Below are 6,456 nucleotides of genomic sequence, written 5' to 3'. Positions count from 1 at the left end.
TCGTCCGGAGCGGCCATCCGTGCTTCGCCGCTCCATCCGGGGGGCGGGGGGTGCCGTGCCGGTGGGGCCCGCGCGGGCGGCTGGAACGTGTTCCGGCCAGGAGAAAACCGCACGCCACGGGCACGGGGGCGGCACGCGTCGTCCCCGGCGCGACAGCGGGCTGCCTGCGTCATCCTGACAGGACTCGATACGCAAACGCAATAGTCAGAAATGTCGATGAAATCTACCGTCATTCGCGTGCAAGAATTTGCGTTCGCGCTTGCGTCCGGACCGTTCCAGGACACGGCCCATCCAGGCTCCGGCGCGGGGAAGGTCCCGGCACGGGGAAGGTCCCGGTGCGGAGAAAGGCCCCCGGCACGGGGAAGAACCCGGCGCGGGGAGGTCCCGGCGCGGGGGGGCTTCGAAGCCGGACGGCCCCCGCCTCGGGGTGTCCGAGGCGGGGGCCGTCCGGTCCGGTGTGAGCGCTCACGTGAGCGCCCGCGCGGATTCTCGTAGAGGAACATCCCGTACGAGCGTCTCCCGCGCGGGGGCTTCCCGCGTGAACCGTGTCCCGGATGTTCGGATGCCGGATGTCAGGTACCGGATGTTCAGGTGCCGGGTGTCAGGTTCCGAGGGCCGGGTCCCGGCCGTCTGGTCTCGGGTGTCAGGGCCAGTCGAGCGAGGGGCGGAGCGGGAGGCCGGCCGCGCCGTCGGTGCCGAGCTTCACCCCGAGGACCTGGTGGAGCTGGATCTTGTTGCGCTCGAAGCCGACCACGCAGGCCGCCATGTAGAGGCGCCAGACCCGCGCCGTGCCCTCGCCGACCTCCTTGACCGCCTCGTCCCAGTGGTCGTCGAGGTTCGCGCACCAGAAGCGGAGGGTCTGCGCGTAGTGCTCGCGCAGGTTCTCCTCGTGGCGGATCTCGAAACCGGTGTCCTCGATCTGGCGGGCCAGGTAGCCGACCGACTCCAGCTCACCGTCGGGGAAGACGTAGCGGTTGATGAAGCCCCCGGCGTTGAGGGTCTTCTCCGTGCCCGTCGGGCGGGTGATGCAGTGGTTGAGCAGCCGCCCGCCGGGGACGAGCTTGTCGTACAGGAAGCGGAAGTAGAAGGGCAGCTGGTCCTTGCCGATGTGCTCGGTCAGGCCGATCGAGCTGACGGCGTCGAAGCCGGTCTCCGGCACGTCGCGGTAGTCCATGTGACGGACCTCGGCGAGCTCGCCCAGACCGGCCTCCGCGATGGCCTTCTGCGCCCACTCGGCCTGCTGGCGCGAGAGGGTGACCCCCAGCGCCTTCACGCCGTACTCGCGGGCGGCGTGGATGACCATGCCGCCCCAGCCGCAGCCGACGTCGAGCAGCTTCATGCCTGGTTTGAGGTCCAGCTTGCGGGCGACGAGCTCGAACTTGGTGAGCTGCGCCTCCTCCAGCGTGGACTCCCGCTCGGGGAAGACCGCGCAGGTGTAGGCCATGGAGGGGCCGAGCACCCACGAGTAGAACCTGTTGGAAACGTCGTAGTGGTGGTGGATGGCCTCGGCGTCGCGCTGCTTGGCGTGCCTGCTGCCCATCCGGGCGAGCACGCTGCGCCGCACCTCCTGCGGTGGCGGCGGCATCCGGGTGAGCAGCGGGCGGACCCCGAGGGCTCGGATGGCCGCGAGCTTCTGCCCGACCGGGATGTCGTTGACCGTGAGCGACCACATGCGGGACAGCAGGGTGTACATGTCGCCGTCGACGTCGAGGTGGCCGGACACGTACGCCCTGGCCAGACCCAGCTCTCCGGGGGCCTGTGCCAGGTACGCGACGGCCGCCGGGGTCTTCACCTCGACACTGATGTCGGCGCCGGACGGACCGGCCTTGCTTCCGTCGTAGGCGACGAAGCGCACGTCCGCCTCGGGCCCCATGACCTTCTCGAAGATCTCTGCGAGCAACACAGAATCAGCCTCTCTTAACGCCCCCGAACACACTTGTCGTAGAGGTCGAGCAACCGGCCACCCCCGTCGTATGCCCGCTTGACCGGCCAGTAGGCAGTTCCGTTATAAAACCGCCAGAATTCATCCTCCGGGTAGAACGAAGTGGAGTACAGCGATTTATGCCCCTCCAGCTCGTGGACCCGGTTCTCGATCAAACGGTTGTGGTAACCGTCGAACTGCCCCCTGGGGAGGGGGACCGTTCCCCAGAAGCCGAAGTTGACGTAGAGCCGTCCCGGCTCCAGCGGGTAGAGGGGCCACTCGCCGGTGGACCTCAGCGGGCACATCCAGACCGGCGCCATCCCGACCTTGTCGTGGAAGAACTCCAGGAACTCGGCGCCGCGCTCGACGGGCACCTCGATGTCCTGGATGACCGACTCCTGCACAGGCAGGTCGCGCCAGCGGTCGACCCTGGCGATCACCCCGTACTTGCGGTCGAGGCCGACGAGCCTGCGGTAGACGTCCGAGCGCATCCACTTGCGCGGCATCAGGGACCGCACCAGCGCGGTCTGCACGCCGAAGGCGCGCGAGCACCAGAACCAGTCGGTGTCCCAGCGCCACAGGTAGTCGCGGACGGTGAGCCAGTCGCGGGTCCTGGTCTGGATGGACCGGTAGTAGATGCGCATCCCGGTGTAGTCGGAGAGATACGGGGCGCGGTCGGCGAAGCGGCCCACCGTGATGTAGAGCTCCCCGGGGCCGAAGAACGTGCCGTCGACGAAGTCGACGCGCTCGCCCTCGTACTCGCCGCGCTCGCAGATCTCGCGCATCGCGAGCATGCACTTGTCGGCGTCGCCGAACGGGATGTGGGTGAGCCTGACGTACGGCTGGACCGGCTTGAGCTTGATCCGGATCCGCAGGGCGTAGCCGAGCGTGCCGTAGGAGTTGGGGAACGCGCGGAACAGGTCGCGGTGCTCGTTGTCGTCGCGGGCCACCACGATCCTGCCGTCGCCGGTGAGGATCTCCAGCTCCTCCACCGACTCGTGCGGCAGGCCGTCCCTGAAGCTGGTGGACTCGATGCCGAGCCCCGTCACCGCCCCGCCCAGCGTGATCGTCTTCAGCTGCGGGACCACGTACGGCATGAACCCGTGGGCGAGCGTGGCGTCCACCAGGTTCTCGTAGGTCGTCATCCCCTGGACCTCGGCGGTCATCGCCACCGGGTCGACCTCGATCACCTGGTCCAGGTCCCTGGCCGAGAGCTTCGCCGACCGGGCGCCGTCCCTGAAGCGGAACAGGTTGGTGGTGGCCTTGGAGAGCCGGGGCACCGCGTCCCCCGGAATGGCGGCGTAGGACTCCCTGATCTGCTCCACCGCTTGACGGTGCGCCGACATCCCCGTCATCTGCCGCACGGTAATCACCCCCATGACCTCGTTGGAAAGATCGCCCCTAGGCACGTTATATCTCGGATGTCTCCGGAGCCAGGCAGGGCGCGTTAAACACGGGAAAACTCTACGACCGTCCTTCCGGCGATCTTCGACCGACCACCGCGTCAACGCCGTTCACCACGTTGACCACGGGCCGGCCGTCGATCGCGGCCTCCAGATTGTCCAGTACGCACCTGATCAGACGGCCGGTCGACTGGGGGGTCACCCCGGCCACGTGGGGCGAGAGCAGGACCCTCGGGCTGTCGCGCAGCGGGTCGTCCGGCGGCAGCGGCTCGGTGTCGAAGACGTCGAGCGCGGCGCCGCCCAGGTGCCCCGCCTCCAGGGCGGACAGCAGCGCCGCCGAGTCGACCACCTGCCCCCGCGCCGCGTTGACGAGCAGCGAGCCCGCGGGCATCAGGGAGGGGTCGATCATCCTCCTGGTCTCCTCCGTCAGCGGGACGACCAGGACGAGCACGTGGGAGCCCGCGACCAGCTCGCCGAGCTCACGGTAGGCGTAGGGCACCTCGCGGGGCGTGCGGGTCCAGTAGGAGACCTCGCATCCGTGGGCGGCGAACATCCGGGCGGCGGCCTCGCCGATCGGGCCGAACCCGACGATGCCGACGCGCGAGCCGTACAGCTCGGCGGGCCCGAGGTCGAGCTGCGGCCAGTGGCCCGCGCGGACCGCGGCGTCGGCGTCGAGCAGCCGCCGCGACAGCGCGAGCGCGGCGGCGAGACACCACTCGGCCACCCCGATCGCGCTCACCCCGGCGGTGTTGGCCAGCGGCACGCCCGCCCCGGCGAGCGCCGCGAGATCGTGTCCGTCCACGCCCACGGAGGGCTGCTGCACGAACGCCAGGTCCGGCGCGGCCCGGACGGCCTCGGCGTCCAGGGCGAGCCCGCCGCTCCAGTCGCCGACCACGATCTCGGCGTCGCCGAGGGCGGCGAGCAGCGACTCCCGGTCGCGGGCCGCGGGAACCGACACGGCGACCCGGTCGCCGAGCGAGCCGAGCAGGTTGCGCACCGCGTCCTCGGGGAGCGGCGGCAGCGCGAGCACCCTCCAGGGCGCGTCGCCCGCCGCCTCGGGGCGGAGGCCGCCGGGGCCCGGACTCCTTCGGGTCATGTCACTCGCCTCCAGGGGAAGGAACGGGAGCTCGGGGGAGGAAGGCCGCCGGGCGCGCGGCCCGGACGTCCTCCGCGGGGAGGAGGAGGCCCTCGGACGCGCGGTCCGAGCGCCGTCCGGGGCGGGTCACTCGCCGCCGCGGGGGTGGAAGCTGTCGAACACGCGGGTCATGAGGGCCTGCTGGGCGACCCAGTCGGCGTCGTGGGTGGTCCAGCTGAGCACCATGACCGAGTCGCCCACCTCGACGAACCGCCGCACCTCGTGGTAGGTCACCCCGGCGGTGGCCCAGGGGGCTCCCCCGTTGTCCTTCATGGTCCAGGTGAACTCCCACTTGAGCCCGGCGCCGTAGGCGAGGGGGATCTTGGCCGTGTCCTCGGACTGGATGTCGCTCCACTGGGCCACGCTCTCCCTGACGGTCTCCTGGAGCGGCTCCAGGCCGTCGACCGCCCCCTCCAGCGGCTCCACCGACAGGTGGGCGGCACCGTCGCGGCGCAGCCACTGGGTGTAGCCCGTCTCGGCCGCCCAGTCGCCGGTCCATCCGGCCGGATAGCTGATGGACCAGTTCTCCGGGGGGCGGGCCCGCCACTGCTTCAGCCCTCCGGCGGGCGCCGCCGTCCTGGTCCTGGCGGGCTTGGGGGTGGGGCTCGGGGTGGGGGTCTCCGACGCGGTCTCCTCCACCGGCTCCGGCGCGGTCTCGGCCACGGTGGGCACGGAGCGCGCCACCGGCCGCCGCTCGGGCTGCGACATCGCCACGGCCGCCGCGGCGCCCCCGGCCGCCAGGAGCACGACGGCCCCCACGATCAGCGGGAGCCGCCCTCCCCCGCGGCCGCCGAACACGGCCGAGTTCCTGGTGTCGTGCCGGTCCGGCTCCCCGGTGCGGTGGGAGGTCTTGCCGATGCGGCTGAAGTTCTCCTGCGTACCGTTCGGGACCCCTCCCGTGCGGTGCCCGGCCCCTCCCGTACGGTGGCCCCCGGTTCCTCCCGTACGGTGTCCGCCGGCCCCCGCCGCGTGGCGGACGGCGGTCTCCCCGGTACGGCGGGCCGCGGCCGACGGGTCGTTGATGACCTCGGCCAGCATGGCGTCGGCCTGCTGGGCGGTGAGCCGGTGGGCGGGCTCCCGCTGGAGCATGCCGGTGAGCACGGCTCGCATCTCCAGGGGCACCACCCCGAGGTCGGGCTCCTCGGTGAGGAGCGCGCCGAGGGTGGAGATGGCGTCGCGGCGCTCGAACGGCCCCTGGCCGACCAGGGCCGCGTAGAGGGTGGCGCCGAGTGCCCACAGGTCGGACCAGGGTCCGGCGTCGGTGCCGGTGGCGCGCTCGGGCGGCAGGAAGCTCGGCGAGCCCGTCACCATGCCGGTCTGGGTGAGCGAGGTGTCGCCCTCGATGACGGCGATGCCGAAGTCGGAGAGCACGGCGCGGCCCTCGGCGTCCAGCAGGATGTTGCTCGGCTTGACGTCGCGGTGCAGGATCCCGGCCTCGTGGGCCGCGCGCAGGGCCGACAGGACCTGGCGGCCGATGTCGGCGACCTGGCGCACCGGCAGCAGGCCGAGTTCGTCGAGCCCCCGGGCCCTGACCAGCTCCATGACGATCCAGGGGCGGCCGTCCTGCTCCGCCACGTCGTAGATCGCCACGATGCCGCGGTGGTTGAGCCGCGCCGCCGTCCTGGCCTCGCGGGAGGTGCGGGTCAGCTGGACCTGGTACTCGGCCGGGGAGAGGTTGGGCGGCAGGAGCACCTCCTTCACGGCGACCGAGCGGTTGAGGAGGGTGTCGTAGCCCTCCCACACGACGCCCATCCCGCCCCTGCCGAGCTCTCGCAGCAATCGATAGCGCCCAGCGACCACCCGTTCACTGTGCGGATATGTCATCGCAAAACCCCTAGGTCCCATTCGGAGAGGGCGCAAGTTTCCCATACACGCGCGGGCGCCACGCGACTCCTCGCGATGTGTCTTGCCATGGAAAGCCGAATGTTGTTCTACTTGGGCGGGAGTACGGCGGGGCCCGCGACCGGATGATCGTCCGGGCACGCCGTACTCGACGA

At 71.2% G+C, this 6,456-nt stretch carries 4 protein-coding genes; all 4 read right to left on the bottom strand.

Features of this window, described 5'->3' with window-relative positions; all coding sequences use genetic code 11:
• Positions 1-643: 643 nt before the first annotated feature.
• Positions 644-1,903 (bottom strand): class I SAM-dependent methyltransferase, encoded by a 1,260-nt coding sequence (locus ACSC1Q_RS39650; protein ID WP_436763892.1) that lies wholly within the window; start codon positions 1,901-1,903, stop codon positions 644-646.
• Between the two features lie 14 nt (positions 1,904-1,917).
• Positions 1,918-3,267: an FAD-binding oxidoreductase gene (locus ACSC1Q_RS39645; protein WP_436763893.1), complete on the bottom strand. Its 1,350-nt coding sequence runs from the start codon at positions 3,265-3,267 to the stop codon at positions 1,918-1,920.
• A gap of 118 nt (positions 3,268-3,385) precedes the next feature.
• Complete coding sequence (locus ACSC1Q_RS39640) at positions 3,386-4,420, bottom strand: NAD(P)-dependent oxidoreductase (protein ID WP_436763891.1); 1,035 nt, start codon at positions 4,418-4,420, stop codon at positions 3,386-3,388.
• Between the two features lie 126 nt (positions 4,421-4,546).
• Positions 4,547-6,283 (bottom strand): serine/threonine-protein kinase, encoded by a 1,737-nt coding sequence (locus tag ACSC1Q_RS39635; protein ID WP_436763890.1) that lies wholly within the window; start codon positions 6,281-6,283, stop codon positions 4,547-4,549.
• Between the last annotated feature and the right edge of the window lie 173 nt (positions 6,284-6,456).

It is taken from the genome of Streptosporangium heterodermiicola (assembly GCF_051390675.1).
Lineage (GTDB): Bacteria > Actinomycetota > Actinomycetes > Streptosporangiales > Streptosporangiaceae > Streptosporangium.
The sequence above is the reverse complement of the archived record's forward strand: the minus strand, read 5'-3'. Positions and strand labels throughout refer to the sequence as shown.